Origin of the sequence: Pseudomonas kitaguniensis (genome assembly GCF_049199985.1) — a bacterium.
In the GTDB taxonomy this organism is placed as follows: Bacteria; Pseudomonadota; Gammaproteobacteria; order Pseudomonadales; family Pseudomonadaceae; genus Aquipseudomonas; species Aquipseudomonas kitaguniensis.
Window position 1 is genome coordinate 44,784 of the sequence record NZ_JBLZPT010000021.1, and the last position, 18,237, is coordinate 63,020.

Annotated in this window: 18 protein-coding genes and 2 pseudogenes; 11 read left to right on the forward strand and 9 right to left on the reverse strand. The window is 58.0% G+C overall.

All coding sequences use genetic code 11. The annotated features are described in order from the left end of the window. The first annotated feature begins 22 nt into the window (after positions 1–22). On the forward strand, positions 23–898 hold the full coding sequence (locus ACOZK9_RS21595) for a LysR family transcriptional regulator (RefSeq protein ID WP_122249354.1): 876 nt from the start codon (positions 23–25) through the stop codon (positions 896–898). Positions 899–962: 64 nt separating this feature from the next. Here ACOZK9_RS21595 and ACOZK9_RS21600 read toward each other — a convergent pair whose 3' ends face one another. The 4 genes from ACOZK9_RS21600 to namA form a co-directional block, all read right to left on the reverse strand. Next, positions 963–1,427, reverse strand: coding sequence for a nuclear transport factor 2 family protein (locus ACOZK9_RS21600; protein WP_421556561.1), 465 nt, complete (start codon positions 1,425–1,427; stop codon positions 963–965). Positions 1,428–1,640: 213 nt separating this feature from the next. After that, the gene (locus ACOZK9_RS21605) at positions 1,641–2,660 is read right to left on the reverse strand and encodes an alpha/beta hydrolase (RefSeq protein ID WP_152748728.1); all 1,020 of its coding nucleotides are present in this window, start codon (positions 2,658–2,660) and stop codon (positions 1,641–1,643) included. A gap of 69 nt (positions 2,661–2,729) precedes the next feature. Beyond that, positions 2,730–3,113, reverse strand: a complete 384-nt coding sequence (locus tag ACOZK9_RS21610; RefSeq protein WP_122249352.1) for a nuclear transport factor 2 family protein — start codon at positions 3,111–3,113, stop codon at positions 2,730–2,732. 74 nt (positions 3,114–3,187) lie between these two features. Further along, positions 3,188–4,228, reverse strand: coding sequence for an NADPH dehydrogenase NamA (gene namA, locus ACOZK9_RS21615; RefSeq protein ID WP_122249351.1), 1,041 nt, complete (start codon positions 4,226–4,228; stop codon positions 3,188–3,190). Between the two features lie 114 nt (positions 4,229–4,342). On the opposite strand from namA, the gene ACOZK9_RS21620 reads away from it, so the two are divergent. Then, entirely contained in the window at positions 4,343–4,732 is a 390-nt protein-coding gene (locus ACOZK9_RS21620; protein WP_172979602.1) for a winged helix-turn-helix transcriptional regulator, read from the forward strand. Positions 4,733–4,919: 187 nt separating this feature from the next. Here ACOZK9_RS21620 and ACOZK9_RS21625 read toward each other — a convergent pair. From ACOZK9_RS21625 to ACOZK9_RS21635, 3 genes and pseudogenes are all read right to left on the reverse strand, one after another. Continuing rightward, positions 4,920–5,021, reverse strand: a pseudogene (locus ACOZK9_RS21625) (gamma-glutamyltransferase); the annotation flags it as partial. Further along, positions 5,022–6,281, reverse strand: a complete 1,260-nt coding sequence (locus ACOZK9_RS21630; protein WP_421556536.1) for a cation:dicarboxylate symporter family transporter — start codon at positions 6,279–6,281, stop codon at positions 5,022–5,024. It lies immediately after the preceding pseudogene. A gap of 112 nt (positions 6,282–6,393) precedes the next feature. Then, complete coding sequence (locus tag ACOZK9_RS21635; protein WP_099237726.1) at positions 6,394–6,819, reverse strand: VOC family protein; 426 nt, start codon at positions 6,817–6,819, stop codon at positions 6,394–6,396. 428 nt (positions 6,820–7,247) lie between these two features. On the opposite strand from ACOZK9_RS21635, the gene ltnD reads away from it, so the two are divergent. From ltnD to ACOZK9_RS21665, 6 genes and pseudogenes are all read left to right on the forward strand, one after another. After that, positions 7,248–8,153, forward strand: coding sequence for an L-threonate dehydrogenase (gene ltnD / locus ACOZK9_RS21640; RefSeq protein ID WP_421556537.1), 906 nt, complete (start codon positions 7,248–7,250; stop codon positions 8,151–8,153). A gap of 9 nt (positions 8,154–8,162) precedes the next feature. Beyond that, positions 8,163–9,455, forward strand: a pseudogene (otnK, locus tag ACOZK9_RS21645) (3-oxo-tetronate kinase). Next, a complete protein-coding gene (otnC, locus tag ACOZK9_RS21650) occupies positions 9,452–10,090 on the forward strand; it encodes a 3-oxo-tetronate 4-phosphate decarboxylase (RefSeq protein ID WP_421556538.1) in 639 nt (212 codons plus the stop codon). The pseudogene otnK and the gene otnC overlap by 4 nt, the downstream one beginning before the upstream one ends. 132 nt (positions 10,091–10,222) lie before the next feature. After that, positions 10,223–11,683, forward strand: coding sequence for a GntT/GntP/DsdX family permease (locus tag ACOZK9_RS21655; protein WP_122249533.1), 1,461 nt, complete (start codon positions 10,223–10,225; stop codon positions 11,681–11,683). Positions 11,684–11,705: 22 nt separating this feature from the next. Next, positions 11,706–12,488: a 2-oxo-tetronate isomerase gene (otnI, locus tag ACOZK9_RS21660; RefSeq protein ID WP_421556539.1), complete on the forward strand. Its 783-nt coding sequence runs from the start codon at positions 11,706–11,708 to the stop codon at positions 12,486–12,488. A gap of 64 nt (positions 12,489–12,552) precedes the next feature. Beyond that, entirely contained in the window at positions 12,553–13,623 is a 1,071-nt protein-coding gene (locus tag ACOZK9_RS21665; RefSeq protein ID WP_421556540.1) for an alpha/beta fold hydrolase, read from the forward strand. On the opposite strand, the gene ACOZK9_RS21670 is transcribed toward ACOZK9_RS21665, so the two are convergent. Then, on the reverse strand, positions 13,620–14,441 hold the full coding sequence (locus ACOZK9_RS21670) for a DeoR/GlpR family DNA-binding transcription regulator (RefSeq protein WP_122249530.1): 822 nt from the start codon (positions 14,439–14,441) through the stop codon (positions 13,620–13,622). The two genes, ACOZK9_RS21665 and ACOZK9_RS21670, sit on opposite strands and share 4 nt — an antisense overlap. Before the next feature lie 84 nt (positions 14,442–14,525). Beyond that, positions 14,526–15,623: an NADH:flavin oxidoreductase gene (locus ACOZK9_RS21675; protein ID WP_421556541.1), complete on the reverse strand. Its 1,098-nt coding sequence runs from the start codon at positions 15,621–15,623 to the stop codon at positions 14,526–14,528. Between the two features lie 102 nt (positions 15,624–15,725). On the opposite strand from ACOZK9_RS21675, the gene ACOZK9_RS21680 reads away from it, so the two are divergent. The 3 genes from ACOZK9_RS21680 to ACOZK9_RS21690 all read left to right on the forward strand — a co-directional run bounded on the left by ACOZK9_RS21680 (position 15,726) and on the right by ACOZK9_RS21690 (position 18,175). Next, a complete protein-coding gene (locus ACOZK9_RS21680) occupies positions 15,726–16,661 on the forward strand; it encodes a LysR family transcriptional regulator (protein ID WP_122249529.1) in 936 nt (311 codons plus the stop codon). Beyond that, positions 16,658–17,521 carry a LysR family transcriptional regulator gene (locus ACOZK9_RS21685; RefSeq protein WP_421556542.1) on the forward strand — a complete coding sequence of 288 codons (864 nt, stop codon included), beginning with the start codon at positions 16,658–16,660 and terminating at the stop codon, positions 17,519–17,521. The genes ACOZK9_RS21680 and ACOZK9_RS21685 overlap by 4 nt, the downstream gene beginning before the upstream one ends. A 228-nt stretch (positions 17,522–17,749) precedes the next feature. Further along, positions 17,750–18,175 (forward strand): VOC family protein, encoded by a 426-nt coding sequence (locus tag ACOZK9_RS21690; RefSeq protein ID WP_099237726.1) that lies wholly within the window; start codon positions 17,750–17,752, stop codon positions 18,173–18,175. Positions 18,176–18,237: the final 62 nt, after the last annotated feature.

Consider the following 18,237-nt stretch of genomic DNA (forward strand, 5'->3'; position numbering starts at 1 on the left):
AAAACATAATTATTATTTGGGAATGATCAAAGAACTGAAAACACTTATCGCCGTGGCTAGAGAAGGTACATTTGCCGCTGCCGGCAGCAAAATCGGCCTCACCCAAGCCGCCGTCAGCGCCCAGATGCAACGCCTTGAGGCAGAGCTCGGGGTGGCGTTGTTCGACCGTAAAGGACGCTCCGCCCAGCTCAACCAAATGGGTCACCAGGTTTTGTTGCAGGGCCAGGAACTGGTGCGCCAGTTCAAGGATCTGGGCACGACATCAGTGGGTCTTCCCGCGAATGTTTTGGTGACCATTGGCGCGATAGCCTCGGTGCAGCGCTCCTTTTTACCGGATGCCCTGGCAGAGTTTCACCAGCGATCCCCACAGTGCAGGACGCGAGTCCTGCCCGGGCTGTCGATGGAATTGGTAAACCAGGTCGATTCAGGTGAAATCGACATGGCGGCGATCATCCGTCCACCCTTCTCGCTTCACAGCGATCTACGCTGGACAACCCTGGCGCGCGAACCGTATCGGCTGATTGTTCCGATTGATATGCCAGGCGAGGATTGGGCCGAGCTGGTATCGACCCAACCCTTTATCCGCTATGACCGTTCATCCTTCGGCGGACGCCAAGTTGATCGGTTTCTGCGACAAACTCATTTTTCATTGCATGAAGTCTGCGAACTCGATGAACTGGATGCAATCGTCAAACTGGTTGCAAACGGTGTTGGCGTCGCCTTGGTGCCAGAAACAACCACACGTAAAGAATGGCCTGCTGCTGTACGTGCAATTGACCTGAAACAACGTACATTCCATCGCGACATTGGTTTGGTGCACCGTGCACGCCGCAGTTTGGCTGAGCCAGTGAAATTACTCGCTCAACTGATTACCGAGCATGCAGTGAAGAAGAACTAGATGAGTGCTGACGCGTACGGCGTAAAGTTCATCGTTGATTTCGAACTTAAATTCAGCGCTGCCCTTACTCGTTAGGCGCGTCATGGGTTTGGAAAATCTTGCTAACGACCGTCCACTTGCCTTCTACTTTCAGCAGCTGGAAGAAGTCGGTGAAAGAGAGGCCTGACATGCCGTTGGCGTCGATGCGGGCACTCGCGGCATTACCGACGATTTCAATACGGGTAATAGCAGCCTGCGCGTCAGGAGATGGGCGAAAACCCTTGTCAATTCCCTCGAACAGGATTGGAATCGCGCCGCCTTCCAGCTTGCCATCGGCACCGACACTGTACATCGTCGCCTGTTTATTGAAAGCGGGTTTCATAATACTGCTCTTGGCCTGCTTGCAACCCTCAATATACGTATTAAGCACCTTGGTGATAGCTTGATAGTCTTCTACATAGGTAGCTTTGCTGACTGTTTTACCAGTGACTACTTGCGCATTGCTCGGTGAGTTGTCTGCGTGAGCCAGCGCGCCAACGCTCGAAATCAAGACGACAAAAAAAAACAACTGCTTAATAGATATAATTTTCATTTAATCGCTCTTCACAAGGCGTGTAATTGTTGAAATATGCTCAACCGAAAAAACCCGGCAGACGCTTATGGAATCTGCTGTGCGCAGGCAGCCGCGCAGTGAGATAAGGATTTGTTTTCAGTAACGACGCCCGCAGTTTCCAAGTGGTTTGCGGGCGCTTTGTTTTTGCAGTTACTTGCTCAGGTGGGTCTTTAGTTCCTGAGATGCCTGCGCAACTGCGCTGCGCGGCGTCGGCAGATGGCTGAACGCGTTCGACAGCCCGAAGTCGTGAATCATGCCGTTGTAGCGAACCGTCTTCACCGGTACACCCGCGGCGTCAAGCTTGCGGCCGTAAGCTTCAGCTTCATCGCGCAGGACATCGAATTCGGCAGTCTGGATCAGCGTCGGCGGCAAGCCCTTCAACTGCTCGGTCTTCGCCTGCAGCGGCGAAGCGTAAACCTGCTTGCGTGCCTCGGCGTCGGGTGCGTAATTGTCCCAGAACCACACCATCAAGTTCTTCGTCAGGTAATAGCCGTTGGCAAACTCCTTGTACGACGGCGTGTCGAAGTTGGCATCTGTCACCGGGCACAGCAACACTTGCGAACGCAGTGCGGGTCCACCCTTCTCGTTGGCCATCAAGGCAACCACGGCGGCAATGTTCCCGCCTGCGCTATTGCCCGCGACGGCGAGGCGCGTGCCGTCTACCTTGATCTCTTCGCCATGTTCGGCAACCCATTTTGTCGCGGCATAGGCTTGTTCGGTGGCCACGCCATATGCCGCCTCTGGCGAGAGGCTGTAGTTGACGAAGACCGCCACCGCACCCGAGCCTGCCACGAGGTCACGCACCAGTCGTTCGTGCGTCGGGAAGTCGCCCAACACCCAGCCGCCGCCGTGGAAATACATGAACGCGGGCAGCGTCTTCTGTTGGCTACCGACCGGGCGCACGATGGTCAACTTAAGATCGCTACCGTTGACGCGTATCGTCTTTTCGCTGACATCAGCTGCTGGCAAGGCCACTTGGGCAGCAGCCTGGGCACCCACCAGTGCAGCACGGGCATCGACCGGCGTCATGGAGTCCAGCGTCGGGACACCTTCAAGCGATTGCAAGAGTTTCGCCGTGTTGTGCTCAACTCCCGGGTACGTGGCGGCGGAGGCAGTACCGGGCGCAAGTGTGACGACGGTGAGAGCGAGAGCAGAGGTAAGGGTTTTCATGACGTTTCCATTTGTATGGCTGAGTGCCGGGAAGCAATCAGCTACAGCAGACTCAAGGACGATAGAGGTTCAAGGCGCGACATGGGTGTGAAAGATCTTGCTGACGACTGTCCACTTGCCATCGACTTTCAACAGGTGGAAAAAGTCGGTGAAGGAAATGCCTGACATGTCATTGGCGTCGATGCGCGCGCTCGCTGCCGTACCGACAATCTCAATGCGCACAATGGCTGCCGGTGCGTCGGGAGATGGGCGAAAACCCTCATCAATCCCCTTGAACAGGATTGGAATTGCGCCGCCGGCCAGCTCACCGTCGCCATCGACGCTGAACATGGTCGCTTGCTCATTGAACGCAGGCTTCATAATGCTGCTTTTTGCTTGCTTGCAGCCCTCGATGTACTGGTTCAGCACCTCGGCGATGGCTTGGTATTCGTGCACGTAAGTAGGTTTGCTCATGGTTTTGCTCCTGCATCACTGGACTGGATTGAGGACTGGCACAATCGCGCCGCCCGCTCGGGGCGCGGACTCATTCAGGCTTTGGTATCAAGCCATACAGAACCGTAACGCGTGTAGGCAGCAGGAATCTCAATGACTTCTTTCAAATCATCTGCTGCAGTACGCACCCAGAATGGATCACGCAGCATTTGCCGCCCGACAAACACCAGGTCAGCGCGGCCGTTTTGCAGGATTTCTTCGGCCTGACGACCACTCTGGATAACACCCACCGCACCCGTCGCAATATGCAGCTCCTTGCGCAGCAACTCAGCGGCCGGTACTTGGTAGCCTGGGTAGGTCTGAACCTTGATCATCTTGATGCCGCCGGAGCTGCAGTCGATCAGATCCACGCCCTGCTCTTTCATCCAGCGACCGTATTCAAGGAATGACTCGGGGGTGTTTCCGCCTTCGGCGTAATCAGAGCTGGAGATACGAACGAACAGAGGACGATCGCCCCAATGGGTTTTGACTTCTTCCAGCACTTCGCGCAGGAAACGATAGCGACGCTCGGCATCACCGCCATATTCGTCATCGCGGGTATTGGCGAGTGGGGAGAGGAACTCATTCAGCAAATAACCATGAGCGGCATGGATCTCGAGCACATCAAAGCCCGCTTCACTGGCGCGTCGTGCGGCATCGCCATAGAGCTTCACCAAACCTGAAATTTCGTCAGTCTCAAGTGCGCGAGGCACAGGGCTGGTTTCCGTGAACGGAATAGCCGATGGCGCAATGTGAATCAGATTGGGCAGGTCAGCATTGCGTCCTGCATGACCGATCTGAGCACCGGCTTTGGCACCAAAGCCGTGAAGCAGTTCGGTGAGCGCTTTCAAGCCGACGACGTGCGCGTCGCTCCAGATACCGAGGTCACCGGCTCCGATACGACCATCGGCGTGCACTGCCAGCGTCTCGGGAAAAATCAGTGCCGCCTGACCCAAAGCGCGAGCGCCGTAATGCACTCGGTGCCACTCAGTAACGAAGCCGTCATCGGCAGCCATGTGCATGCACATAGGCGACATAACGACGCGATTTTTCAGTTTCAAGCCTTTTATTTCATGGGGGGAAAGCAACAAACTCATTTTCAGAATTTCCGTAGTGATCGATACGGAATGATGTTAGCGTAAGCACAACACATGCGTAAGTACGCACATTTTTGTGCAGTAGGCACATTTTTTATACCAATGAGATTTCCTGTGAAAAAATGCATCCCCCAGAATGAAGTTGAAGCATTCGCTTGCCCTGTCTCCTTTACAGTCGATGTCATTGGCGGGAAATGGAAATCGCTGATCCTGTTCCATCTGATGTCAGGAACAAAGCGCTTCAACGCGTTGCGCCGGCTGATCCCCGATGTGACACAGCGGATGCTGACCTTGCAACTCAGAGAGCTGGAGACTGACCGGGTTATCCATCGCGAAATCTATCGTGAGGTGCCGCCCAAGGTTGAATATTCGCTCACTGAATTAGGCAACACGCTTGCTCCATTGATCAGTGCGATGCGTGAATGGGGAGCGGTGCATGAGGATGCAATCCTGGCGTTCAGGCGCGCCGAGGCCGATGCCAATCCACTTGAACCGCTCGCCTAGCTTTAGACTTTTTTGACACAGACGAACGCGCCAGCGCTGAACAACGAACCAGACCTGGAGCGTGGGTTTTGGTGGGGCTCAAGCCACCTTGATGACCACCTTACCGAATGAACCTCTGCCAAATGCGCGTAAGCGTTCAATGCGCCGTGCGGACTTTGGCATTGTTCAAGCGCCCGGGATTTCCGTCCGGCTGGATCAGCTGCGCCCATTTGAGCTTGCCAAAGCGTTTGTGCGCCTCCCACATACCGGCGACCGTGCCGGGCACGCCCACGGACCGCTGGCCGATCAATTAAGCGTTCTGCTCGACCCCTACAGCGCTTTTTCGCTCCAGGGGCGTCTTCTCCCACTTGGCGATGACCAGCGGGGCTATCGCATTACCCAGCACGTTCAAGGTGGTGGTGCCGCTGTCGATGATCCGGAAGATCCCGGCAATCAGCGCAACCCCGTCCAGCGGCAGCCCGGCAGATGCCAGGGTGGCCGACAGAATGATGATGGCAAACCCAGGTACACCCGCAGCGCCCTTCGAGGTCAGCACCATCGTCACCACCAGCAGAATTTGCTGAGTCAGCGACAGATCGATGCCATAGAGCTGCGCGATGAAGATCGTCGCCACACCGAGAAAGATCGACGCACCGTCCAGGTTGAACGCATACCCCACCGGCACCACGAAACTAACGATGCGCCGAGGCACGCCATAGGCCTCCAGTTTGGTCATCAACTGCGGCATGACGGCCGCCGAGGCTGCACTGGAGAAAGCCAGAATCAGCTCATCGCGGAAGTACTTGATCAACTTGAAGACGTTTTCGCCGATCAGGTAGCACATGCCGCCGAGCATCACCAAGGCAAAGGTAATCAGCGCCAGGTACACCACACCAATCAACTTGAGCAACGGCAGCAACGAGGCAAATCCGAAGGTCGCCACGGTGGCGCCGATCATGCCGAACACTCCAATCGGTGCGTAAGCCATGACAAACGATACGACTTTGAACATGGCGTCGGAGAAGCCTTGCACCACCGCAATAACCGGTGCGCTCTTGGCGTTGGGCAACGTGTTCAACGCCATGCCCAGCAGCACGGCAAAGAACAGCACCGACAGCAACTTCCCTTCCGACATCGCAACAATCACGTTATCGGGCACGATGTTTTGCAGGATGATCAAGGCGCCTTTCGACGGCTCCATGTGCACGGCAGCCGCGTTATGAGCGATACCCGCGATTTCGGTGCCTTTACCCGGCTCGAACAGGTTGGCGAAGCACAAGCCAAGCACGATGGCGAGGCTGGTGATTGCAAAGAAGTAGATCAACGACTTTGCGCCCATGCGCCCAAACGATTTGTTATCACCGCCACCGGCAATGCCGAGGATCATGCAGCAGAAAACAATCGGCACGACGACCATCTTCATCATCTTGATGAAAATATCACCGAGCGGTTTAAGGATTTCGGTACTGACCCATACTTGATTTTCCGGGTGGGTATTGAAATACCAACCCACAAGCACGCCAAGCAACAGCCCGGCAACGATTTGCCAAACTAAGGGAATACGTTTCATGTCTAGCCTTTTTGTTGGAATGAAAGGGCTGCTTTAAGCAGTAGCTAGATTCATGAGCTTCCAGCTCATTTATGTTTTCCTCACGCACGTTTCAGCGTGCGGCAGGTTTTTATTATTTAGCGAAGAGCTGGCTCATATCCTTGAACGCCTTGAACTCCAGCGCATTGCCGCACGGGTCGAACAGGAACATGGTGGCCTGCTCGCCGACCTGGCCCTGGAAGCGAATGTAAGGTTCGATCACAAACTTGGTCGCACGCGCTTTCAAACGCTCGGCCAGGGCTTCCCATTGCGCCCACTCCAGAATGATGCCGAAGTGCGGAACCGGTACGTCATGGCCGTCTACCGGGTTGCTGTGCACGCTTTCCTGCGAAGCAGTCTTGGGGTGCTCATGGATGACCAACTGATGGCCGTAAAAATCGAAGTCTACCCACTGGTTGCTGGAGCGACCTTCGGAAAGACCGAACACCTCACCGTAGAAGTGACGTGTGGCGGCCAGGTCATACACAGGGATTGCGAGGTGGAAAGGAGAAAGACTCATCAGGACTCCGAAAACAATTTTTATGGGTTTGTGATGCCGGACACCGGGCTCGCTGCACGACGGTTTTTGACGGTGGATTTATGCTAAGCCCGCCAAAACTTTAAAAAAATCAATATGAATTTTTCAAAAGCACAATTTTATTTTGTTAATCGGCAATCTCTCTACTGCAAAAACGCCACAGTTCTGCTGACAGGTGGTTGGCCGCCAGATGTTAAATAATGTTAAACATAAAAAATAACTTCACATGATCCGATCATTGGTAGATTATCCATTCAACCGGCATGACACCCTGACAAAAAAACAAAACAGGATGGCAACGATGATCGACTCCTCCGCAAATACGCTTCACTCCCCCTCCCTGTATCTGCACGATGGCCTGCGCCTCAGCGGCGCCCACGTACCCGCAGTCTTTGTACGGAGCAGCCTCCATGAATAACAAAAATGTTGGTGTTATCGGCTTAGGCGCGATGGGGCTGGGTATTGCCCGCTCGCTGTTGCGCAGCGGCTTCAACGTGCATGCCTGCGATGTGCGCGAAACCGTCACGCAGCAGTTCACAGCCGAAGGTGGCGTGGCGTGCAGCTCGGCCGCCCAGATGGCTGCTGCGTGCGATGTGATCATCACCGTCGTGGTCAATGCCGAACAAACCGAGACCGTACTGTTTGGTGAACATGGCGCCGTCGCCGCCTTGCGCCCTGGCAGCCTGGTGATTGGTTGCGCCACGGTGGCCCCTACCTACGCGGTAGACCTGGGCCAGCGCTTGATCAACGCAGGGTTGCTGTACCTGGATGCACCGATCTCCGGTGGTGCTGCCAAAGCGGCTGCCGGCGAGATGACCATGATGACTTCCGGCCCAGCCGAGGCGTACGCAAAAGCCGATGACGTGCTGACGGGCATGGCCGGCAAGGTCTATCGCCTGGGCGATGCCCATGGCCTTGGCTCAAAGGTGAAGATCATCAACCAACTGCTGGCCGGCGTGCATATCGCCGCTGCCGCAGAAGCCATGGCACTGGGTCTGCGTGAAGGCGTTGAGGCCGATGCGTTGTATGAAGTGATCACCCACAGCGCGGGTAATTCATGGATGTTCGAAAACCGCGTACCGCACATTCTCAAGGCTGATTACACGCCGCTGTCGGCGGTCGATATTTTCGTCAAGGACCTGGGCCTGGTGCTGGATACCGCACGGGTCAGCAAGTTTCCACTGCCGTTGTCTGCCACCGCTCACCAGATGTTTATGCAGGCTTCCAGTGCAGGCTTCGGGCGTGAGGACGATTCGGCGGTGATCAAGATTTTCCCTGGCATCAAGCTCCCGACGGCCAAGACCGAAACCGAATAAGGATTGCCCATGAACCAACCTAGCGCACGCCCCTTGCTGGGCTGCATTGCCGACGATTTCACCGGGGCCACCGACCTGGCCAATATGCTGGTACGCGGCGGCATGCGTACTGTGCAAAGCATCGGTATTCCCAGCGATGAAGTCGCTGCGACGCTGGATGCCGATGCGATCGTGATCGCGCTGAAGTCGCGTACTGTACCGGCGGCACAGGCGGTGGCCGACTCGCTGGCGGCGCTTGAGTGGCTGCGCGCACAAGGGTGCGAACAGATTTTCTTCAAGTACTGCTCCACCTTCGACTCGACGGCCGCCGGCAATATCGGCCAGGTCAGCGAGGCTCTGCTGAACGCGCTGAACAGTGACTTCACCTTGGCCTGCCCGGCGTTTCCGGAAAATGGCCGGACCATTTTTCGCGGGCATTTGTTTGTGCAGGACCAACTGCTCAATGAGTCAGGCATGCAGCACCACCCGCTGACCGCGATGACCGACGCCAACCTGGTCCGTGTGCTGCAATCACAAACCTCACAAAAGGTGGGTTTGCTGCGCTACGACACCATCGCCAAAGGTGTGCCAAACGTACGCTAGCGGATTGCTGAGCTGCGTTCCCAAGGCGTCGGCATGGCTATCGCGGATGCACTCAGCGATCAAGACCTGCACACCCTCGGCAGTGCCTGCTCTGATATGTCGCTGTTAACCGGCGGTTCTGGCCTGGCCCTGGGCCTACCCGACAACTTTCGCCGCGCCGGCAAACTTCGCGACTTCGACCCAGCCTCGTTGCCGATCGTACCCGGCGGCGAAGTGGTGCTGGCAGGCAGTGCCTCGATTGCCACCAACGGGCAGGTCGCTGCCTGGATAGAAGCCGGGCGACCGGCGCTGCGCATCGACCCTGTGGCCCTGGCGGCGGGTAAGCCGGTGGTGGCGGATGCCGTGGCTTTTGCGCTGAGCAACCCCCACACCGTGCTGATCTATGCCACCAGCCCGCCGGATGAACTCAAGGCGGTGCAACAGCAACTGGGCGCCGAGCGCGCCGGCGAGTTGGTAGAGAACGCCCTGGGTGAAATCGCCCAAGCCCTGCGCCAGGGCGGCGTAAGACGCTTCGTGGTCGCTGGTGGTGAAACCTCCGGCGCTGTAGTCACCGCCCTTGGCGTGAGCCTGCTGCAGATTGGCGCGCAGATTGATCCCGGCGTTCCCGCAACCCTCAGCAACACTGCCGAACCGCTGGCGCTGGCCCTCAAGTCGGGCAATTTCGGCGGCAGGGACTTTTTCGACAAGGCCCTTAAGCAACTGGCAGGAGGCGCGCAATGAGCAGCGAAAACGCCCTGCGCGAAGAGATCTGCACCGTCGGCCACAGCCTTTATCAGCGTGGGTACACCGTAGGCAGCGCCGGTAACATCAGCGCGCGTCTGGGTGACGGTTGGTTGATTACGCCAACGGATGCGTGCCTGGGCCGCCTTGACCCTGCGCTGATCGCCAAGGTCGACCTGACGGGTAAGTGGGTCTCTGGCGATAAACCGTCAAAAACCCTGGCCCTGCATCGCCAGGTCTACGATCGCAACCCTGGTGTGGGTGGCGTAGTGCATACCCATTCCACGCATTTGGTGGCCCTGACGCTTGCCGGTGTTTGGCGCCAGGACGACATCCTGCCGCCGCTGACGCCGTACCAGGTGATGAAGGTCGGGCACATCCCCCTCATCAATTATCAACGCCCCGGCGCACCCGATGTGGCGGACCAAGTCGCGCGCCTCGCCAACACCGTCCGCGGCGTGATGCTTGAACGCTTGGGCCCGGTGGTCTGGGAAAGCTCGGTCTCCAAAGCCAGTTACGCCCTCGAAGAACTTGAGGAAACCGCACGCTTGTGGCTGATGAGCAACCCACGTCCGGCGCCGCTGGATGCCGCAGCCCTGGCCGAGCTTAAAAGCGTTTTCGGCGCCCACTGGTAGGCGCCCGTTTACCCCTGCAACACCCTTAACAATAAAAACAACAGGACCTTCCAGCATGACCACTATCGAGTTTCGTGTTGACGTTTGCAGCCACAAAGAACCGTCCTGCGTTCGCCATGAAGGGCCGCGCTCATGAGCCCGCTTATCCTGATGGCGACCGCAGGCCTGGGCATAGCCTTGCTGCTGTTCCTGGTGCTCAAATACAAATTCCAGCCGTTTGTGGCGCTGATGTTGGTCAGCATCATGGTGGCCTTGGTTGCGGGAGTTAAACCTGCCGATCTGGTCGCCACCATTGAAGGCGGCATGGGCAAGACCCTCGGCCACATTGCGATCATCATTGCGCTGGGCGCGATGATCGGCCGCATCATTGAGTTGTCGGGCGGTGCCGAGGCGCTGGCCAAGACTTTGATTGAACGCTTCGGCAATCGACGCACGCCCCTGGCCTTGACGATTGCCGGTTTCATTATCGGCGTGCCGGTGTTCTTCGAAGTGGGGGTGATTATCCTCATGCCGCTGGCCTACGGCGTGGCGCGCCGCGCACGCAAACCACTGCTGATGTTCGCGTTGCCGATGTGCGCAGCGCTGCTCACCGTGCATGCATTTCTGCCACCGCACCCAGGCGCTGTCGCCGCCGCCAGTCAAATGGGCGCCGACCTGGGCCGGGTGCTGATGTTCGGGCTGCCGCTCACGGCGTTCCTGTGCTACGTCGGTTATCGCGTGGCGGGGCGCATGACGCGCCGCTTCTACCCGATGGCCGATGACATCCGCGCCGAAGTCTACGGCCCGCACGTCACCAATGACGACCTGCGCGCCTGGCAGGATGGCAACACCCAGAATGTGCAACAGGATGCGCAAGCCATCTCGCACATGGGCCTGGAAGAATCCACCAGCAGCATCGTGGCCAAGCTGCCGCCCGCCCCTGCGCCGGGTTTCGGCTTGATCATCAGCTTGATCCTGTTGCCCATCGTATTGATCCTGTTGGGTACGCTGGCGACCTCATTACTGCCCGTCGAATCGACCCTGCGCGGCATCATGACCGTGCTCGGTGCGCCCTTGGTGGCGCTACTGCTTGACACCTTACTGTGTGCCTGGCTGCTCGGTTCCCGTCGCGGCTGGAGCCGTACCCAAGTCTCCGATGTGATCGGCTCGGCACTGCCGGGTGTGGCCATGGTGATTTTGATTGCGGGTGCCGGCGGCGTGTTCGGCAAGGTGCTGGTGGACACCGGGATCGGCGCGGTGGTCTCCGACCTGCTGCGTACCACCGGGCTGCCAGTGCTGGCCCTGGGCTTTTTGCTGACCATGTTGCTGCGCGCCGTGCAAGGCTCCACCACCGTGGCCCTGGTGACCACCGCAGGCATCATCAGCCCTCTGATCGCCACGCTGAACCTGACGCCCAACCACATGGCGCTGCTGTGCCTGGCCATGGGCGGTGGCGGGCTGGCGATGTCGCACATCAACGACGCCGGTTACTGGATTTTCACCAAGTTGGCTGGCCTCAACGTGGCAGACGGCCTGCGGACCTGGACGGTGATCACCACCCTCCTCGGCACGCTTGGTTTCCTTATCACCCTGTTGATCTGGCCTTTTGTCTGATCGTTTTCGACCAGGAGTTCACATGCCTCGCTTCGCTGCCAACCTGAGCATGCTTTACCCCGAACACGCTTTTCTGGAGCGCTTCGCAGCGGCCGCGGCCGATGGTTTTGATGCTGTGGAATATCTGTTTCCCTACGAGTACAGCGCTCAGGTGCTCAAACAGTACCTGAGCGACAACGGCCTGGTACAAGCCCTGTTTAATGCACCGCCCGGCGACTGGGCGGAGGGCGAACGTGGCATCGCTACTTTGCCGGGCCGCGAACGCGAATTTCGCGCAGGCTTCGAGCGTGCCCTGGAATACGCCGCCGTGCTGGGCAATACCCGCATCCACGTGATGGCCGGCCTGCTGCCCTCAGAGCAGCACCGTGCGCGCCATCACGCGGTGTACCTGGAGAACCTGGCTTACGCGACCGCCCAAGCACAACAGGCTGGCGTGACGGTGCTGCTGGAGCCGATCAACACCCGCGACATGCCGGGTTTTTTCCTCAACCGACAGGACCAGGCACACGCAATCTGCAAGGAGGTCGGCGCAGGCAATTTAAAGGTGCAGTTTGACTGTTATCACTGCCAGATCGTCGAAGGTGATCTGGCGGTCAAACTGCTACGCGACATCGACGGCATTGGCCATATTCAGATTGCAGGCGTGCCCGACCGGCACGAGCCGAACCTCGGGGAATTAAACTACCCCTACCTGTTCGAGCTGATTGACGAGTTGGGCTACGACGGCTTCGTCGGTTGCGAATATCGCCCCAAAGGCGCTACCTCAGCCGGGCTGCAATGGTTACGGGACTGGAAGGCACGCTAAGTGATAAACCCCTGCTCACCCTGATGTGCAGGGGCACCTAAAACAAAAACAATAGGGTATACCCATGCATGGATTCAGTTCACGCCCCGCGATAGGGCTGTTGTTGTCTCTTGCGTTTATCGGCCCGGCCGTCAGCGCCGCGCCATTACCTGCCGCGACCGAGGGAGATTGGATCGTTCCACAGTTCACCTTTCATACAGGTGAAAAACTCGCCAACCTCAAATTGCACTACATCACCCTTGGCAATCCCAAGAACCCCGCCATCCTCTACCTGCACGGGACCTACCGGCCAGGCAGCGATGTGCTGAGCAAGGATTTTGGCGGCGAGCTGTTCGGTCCAGGCCAGCCGCTGGACGCGAGCAAGTACTACATCATTTCCACCGACGGCATCGGCGTGGGCCAATCCAGTAAACCCTCCGACGGCCTGCGCACAAAATTTCCCGAGTACAACTACACCGACCTGGTTCAAGCCCAGTATCGGCTTGTCACCGAAGGCCTTGGAGTCGAGCATCTGCGGCTGATCATCGGCAACTCCATGGGCGGCATGCAAACCTGGATGTGGGGCCAGACCTGGCCGCAGATGATGGACGCGCTGGTGCCCATGGCATCCCAACCCACCGAGATGTCATCACGTAATTGGATGATGCGCCGCTTGCTGGTGGAGTCGATCAAGCAAGACCCCGCCTGGAACAACGGTAACTACAACGTGCAACCGCAGTCCCTGCGCTTGGCCAACGCGATGTTCAGCGTTGGCACCAACGGCGGTACCCTCGCCTATCAAGCGGCTGCACCGACCCGAGCGCTGGCCGACAAGCTGGTGGATGAGCGCCTGAATACCGCGCAAACCGCCGACGCCAATGACTTCATCTACCAATGGCAATCCTCCGCCGACTACAACGCCGCCCTAGGTCTGAACAAAATCCAGGCGCCGGTGCTGGTCATCAACTCGGCGGACGATGAACGCAACCCACCGGAAACCGGACGGCTGGAGGCGTCGATGAAGGAACTCAAGCAGGCACGGCTGTTACTGATCCCCGCCAGTGCCGACACCCGTGGCCACGGCACTACGAGCATGGCGAAGTTTTACAGCAAGGAACTGGGGCAGTTCCTGCAGGAAACTGAAAAGCCGCGTTAGGCCGGCGGGGGGTCGGACGGCAACATCAATTCGACCCCTTGCTTGCGAATCCCATCCGCCGCCGCAGGCGCCAGTGCGTCATCACTGATGATCACATCGAACTGCTCCAGCCCGGCAATTTTATACATGCTGAACGTGCCGTACTTGGAGCTGCTGGCCACCAGCACCACTTGGGACGCCGATTGCATCGCCACCTGCTTGACCTCCACCTTCAGCGCCGACGGAGTGGTGATGCCGCGTCGCTGGTCCCAGGAGCTGGTCGAGATAAAGGCGATATCCGTCACCACCTGACGCAGCGTCGCCACTGCCAGGCCGCCGACGCAGGAATGATTGGAGTGGTCCAACTGCCCACCGGTATGGATCACCGTCACATGCGGTGCATCCATCAACGCCTGCACTACACCGAAGTCATTGGTCACCACCGTCATGCCAGTGAGCAGTTTGATAGAGGGCACGATCTCCAGGGTGCTGGTGCCGGCATCCAAATAAATAGTCATGTCCGCCCGCAGGAGACGCGCCGCGAGTTTGGCCATGGCTTGCTTCTGCGGCAACTCGACCACGGCCTTGACCTGGTGGCTCGGCTCACTGTGAAGCTGGCTGGCAATGCGCACACCGCCCGTCACCGAATAGGCCAGGCCTTCCTGCTCAAGCAGCGCGATATCACGGCGCACCGTCATGTGTGAGCAGTCGAACATCTCCATCAACTGGTGAACACTCAGCACATGCTGTTTGCGCAACTGACGCAAGATCAATTCGCGACGCTGTTCAGGAATCATCGGCGCGGCGCTTTCGGCGGCCACGTCCTTCTGGCTTGGCATTCGGTGCTCCACAGGCTTGGATCGGCTGAAGATGGTTGAGCTACATAGTAGCGAATCCATCCGCCGATCTGTAACTCACTGCGCCTAATTCAACTCACGCTCCTTGATGTCGGCAATCGGCGCAAGCAGCGCTGCGTCGAAGCGCTCCGGCGCACGCCCCTCGAGCAACCGTTGTAACAGGTCAGGATTGGCCAAAGCAGCCTTGCCGACGGCGATAATATCTGCGCCAGCCTGCAGGGTTTGTTCAACGCTGGGCGAGTCCTGCACGCCCCCATTGGCGATCAACGCAACACCGGGCGCATAACGGCGAGCCAGCGTCACCAGGCTTGCCTCGTTACCGACAAACGCCGGTTGCCAGGCGTGATGCTCTGTCACATGGATGAATTCGACCCCTGCGTCAGCCAGGCTGCCGAAGATCACCTGCGCATCGCCCTCGCCACCCGCCCACTTGTGCTCAAAGTCATTAACCTTGCCCTGAGAAATACGCACACCCACCGGCGAGTGCCCGACCGCCTTTTTCACCGCTGCGATGACCTCAAGCGTCAGGCTCAAGCGCTGGCGAACATCACCGCCCCATCGATCTTCGCGTTGATTGGAATAGTCCGTCATGAACTGGTCCAGCAAATAGCCATTGGCGCCATGGATCTCGACACCGTCGAACCCCGCGACTTCAACAGCCCGTTTAGCCGCCTGGGCAAAACCCTCAATGGCATCCGCGATAGCTTCATCGCTCATGGCCTGAGGCACCCGGTAAGCACCCTCGCCGTGATAGAACTTCATCTGCTCACCTTTCGGGCGAATGGCCGAAGGGCCGGCAGACTGTTCGACAAAACGGTTCGCCTGGCTCAATGCGCCGGCATGCATGATCTGCGCGATGGCCGCGCTTTCATGGCGATGAATCGCCTCGACCACTTCGCGCCAGGCCAGCGCCTGTTCGTTGTCGGTGATACCGGGCTGGTTCAGGTAGCCCTGGGCATACTGTCGGTCGGTATAGATCCCTTCCGTGATGACCAAGCCAAAACCGCCAAGGGCAAAACGCTCGTAATACCGGGCCATCGCAGGCGTGGCATTGCCGCTCTCGCTCGCGCTGACACGTGTCATGGGTGCAAGCGCCATGCGGTTTTTCAGTTTCAGAGCGCCCATATCGAATGGAGTTACAATGCGCGGGTTTATTACGGTCATGATGTGCACTCGGTTATTCGCCAGCCACGACGATAAGCGCGGCAATAGCTGATTAGAAGCGCACGCTTGCAATAAGGCGCCTTAACAAAAACGGTTATAGCCATGCAGATTCCCGAGATAGAGGTGTTCGCCAGCGTCGCCATCAGCAGCAGCCTGTCCGAAGCTGCACGGCGGCTTGGGTTGTCGGCGATGACGGTTTCACGGCGCTTGGCGGCCCTGGAAAAACAACTGGGTGTGCGCCTGGTACACCGCACTACGCGCTCCGTCGCACTCACGCCGGAAGGCGAAATCTACCTGCCTTACGCAAAAACCATCCTTGAGGCCAACGCAGCGGCGCGTGCCACATTGAAAACCAGTGCGGGCAGCGCCAGCGGCACCTTGAGGGTGACCGCCCCCAGCGTCTTTGGTCAAACCGTTATCATGCCGCTGCTGCCCGCTCTGTTGGCTGACAACCCGACCCTCAAGGTCGACCTGACGTTATCGGACAGCATCATCGACATCGCCGGGCTCGGTATTGATGTGGCCATTCGCATCGCCACGTTACGCGACTCGACATTGGTCGCCACAACCCTTGCGCCCAACCCACGCGTGGTCTGCGCAAGCCCGGCCTACCTGGCGCAATGGGGCACACCGACGGTGCTGAATGACCTCAACCACCATCAGTGCATCGCCTTGCACGGCATGCCCTACTGGCCGTTCACCAACGGCGAGAACGCCGTGGCCATTCGCGCTCAAGGCGCGTTTTCCGCCAACAGTGTCGAGGCGGTGCGCACCGCCAGCAAACAAGGTCTGGGCCTGGCCATGCTGACGTATTGGGACATCCGCAACGAGCTTGCTGAAGGCTCCCTCATCAAGGTGAGCCTTGAGGATGTGCTGCCCGAACAACTGTCGATCACGGCGATGCTGCCGACACGGCAACACGTTCCGCACAGGGTGCGCGTGTTCGTTGAGCACCTGGAAAAAGTGCTCAACGATACACACAGCGAACCAGACGACCTTATGCGCCAACACCCAATAACGAACCCAGGTGCGACATGATCAGAGAGTTGAAGACATTTATCTGCGTTACGCAGCGGGGCACGTTCGCAGCGGCTGGCCAGCAGGTTGGGCTGACGCAATCTGCTGTCAGCGCCCAGATCAAAAGCCTTGAGGACTCCTTGGGGGTCAAACTGTTTGATCGTACCGGACGCTCCGCCACGCTTAATTCAGCCGGCCAACGGGCCATTCCCCTGGCCGAGGAAATCCTGCGGCTTTTCGGTCGGATGGGTGCCGCAGACAGCGCTAATGACTTCCACGGTGCACTGCGCATCGGTGCGATCGGCACGGTTCAAACCGGAATCCTGCCGCAGGCGCTGGTGGCCTTGAAATCACAAGCGCCCTTTATCGAAACCAACCTTGTACCGGGTGTGTCTTTGAACCTGCTCAGCCAAGTGGACGCCGGCGAGCTGGACCTGGCCATCATGATCAAACCACCGTTTTCATTGCCCAAGGATCTGCATGCCGAAGTTATCGCACGCGAGGCTTTCGTATTGATCACCTCCAAAGAGGTGGTGGGCGACGACCCGATGGCGATTCTGGTGGAACAACCCTTTGTGCGGTATGACCGAGGCTCGTTTGGCGGGCGCTTGGTTACCCAGTTTCTCAAGCAGCAGAAAATCCATGTGCATCAGGCCCTGGAGCTGGATGAACTGGACGCCATTGTGAAAATGGTCCGCAGCGGGCTGGGTGTTGCGCTGGTACCCAAGGCGGGTCTATGGCTTGAACATGCGGAGGACGTCAGGGTCCTGGACTTGCGCAAACTGACGTTTTTCAGGGAAATCGTGCTGGTCTCAAAATATCGGCAAAAGCATTCACCGCTGTTCAATATCTTCCGGGCCTGCGTGCTGGATGCGGTGTGATGCCTGCCGAACGCATGCCTGCCTCGAATAATCAATCCTGGTGGCGCGAGCATTTCAGCCGGAAAGCGAACCGTTGTGGTGCGGCATGAACAACGATGGTGCAAAACCCTTCTTAACCGCGTGACTCATCGAAATTATTCGTGCTCAGAACACAGGATTTGCGCTTTTAACCACGGGGTTTCCGGATAAGAATTGATTGAGATCAAAACAAATCAATAGGAAATCACCGTGAGCCTCTCTCCTTTCCATCTGGCAATTCCCGTCTACGATCTGGCCGCCACACGTCACTTCTACGGTGAGGTGTTCGGTCTTTCCGAAGGTCGCTCCAGCAACCAGTGGGTAGACTTCGATTTTTACGGCCATCAGTTGGTCATCCATGAGCACCCCAAGACTGCTTCGCAGGAAAGCGTGCACAGCAACCCGGTAGACGGCCATGACGTACCGGTTCCGCACTTCGGCATCATTCTGGAGTGGGCTCAATGGGAAGCGCTGGCAGAACGCCTGAAAGCGCGCGCAACCAAATTCGTGATCGAACCCTACATTCGCTTCCAGGGCCAGGTCGGCGAGCAAGCCACCATGTTCCTGTTCGACCCGTGCGGCAATGCGCTGGAGTTCAAGGCGTTCAAGGACATGAGCCAGCTGTTCGCCAAGTAACCTGTGGTTCAAGCGACCGTCGCCGTTAGAGCGACGGCGCACTCTCAAGCCGTGAAGCCTTG